The 1,085-nt window shown below is 60.5% G+C and carries 2 protein-coding genes; both read right to left on the bottom strand.

All coding sequences use genetic code 11. The annotated features are described in order from the left end of the window. On the bottom strand, nucleotides 1-268 hold a 268-nt coding region (locus ABYB95_RS23890), incomplete at its 3' end, for a hypothetical protein (protein WP_372662978.1). Beyond that, nucleotides 265-1,085, bottom strand: an 821-nt coding sequence (locus tag ABYB95_RS23885) for a glycosyltransferase (RefSeq protein WP_372662975.1), incomplete at its 5' end; no start/stop codon positions are given. The genes ABYB95_RS23885 and ABYB95_RS23890, both read right to left, overlap by 4 nt.

Raw genomic sequence — 1,085 nt, 5'->3', positions numbered from 1 at the left:
AGTGCTGATAGCGACCGAGGAACAAGATAAGACCAATGACGGCAACGCCAGCCCCTGCGAGGTATCGCGCTGGCGATTGCGTGAGCATCCAGTCTCTATAGCTCAATGAGCCAGTGGTCGCTACAGCGAGTTCTGTGGCCAGCAGCGCACAAAGCAACAGGGCTACCGCGTCGCCCACCAGCAGGGACAGTTTTGCCAGCCGCGCTCGGCCGATACTGCCTTCCTGTGCCAGCCACGCTGGTGGCGTGTTCGTGTGAATTGGGCTCACGGTTTGGGGTTTCCCGCGCTGCATTGGGGCGCATGCGACCAGTACGCCTTGAACATGCTCATCCGATGTTTCAGGCCCCAAGGTAACCAACGCTCCAGACGTCCCAGGCGGTAGCCCAGCAGCTTGAGCACGGTGCGCAGCACGGCTGCCGGGATCGACCTGGGTGACCTCGCTGAAAGAAAATGCAGTTCGGACATCACAAATCGCATGCCTTCGCCGCTTGCGCCGCCAAACGCCTCCATCAACCAGGGGGAGCGAGCGTGGAAGACGCCCGTGTCGAAGTAGCGCTTGAATTCATCAGCAAAGCCGTAGTTGTGCGAGTGGTAAACGCAAGCCTGACACTCATACCTGATGGATCGGCCTGCCAACAACATCCGCGCGGTCACCGTTGTGTCTTCTCCCAGGATGACGTTGTCGGGGAACCCGCCTACAGCGGCCAGAGCACTCAAGCGATAGGCCGCAAACGAATTGGACAGGAAGCAGGCCTTGAAGCCAAGTACGTTGCGATCTTCCGGGCCAACAGTGCGTGATCGTGCTGGGTAGTTGAATGCTCGGGCGTGCTCGGCCACTGGCGTCGCGTCAGCTGCGGGCAACTGCCGCCCGAATGCAGCCCCGATACAAGAATCATCAAAAGCCGCGAGCAGCGCGGCCATGGCACCCGGTTCGGTCAGCAAGGCGTCCTGTGTCAGGCAGACCAGAAAATCGACACGCCCAGAAAAGTACTCCTCCCCCTTGCGACGCGTCCCGCCATGATTGAAGTCACGGCGATCAATGCCCATGACCGTAAAACCGGCCGAGCGCGCAATCTCCGCGGTGT

Origin of the sequence: Hydrogenophaga sp., from assembly GCF_041633695.1 — a bacterium.
Taxonomy (GTDB): domain Bacteria; phylum Pseudomonadota; class Gammaproteobacteria; order Burkholderiales; family Burkholderiaceae_C; genus Hydrogenophaga.
This window is presented reverse-complemented; position numbering and strand designations above follow the sequence as displayed.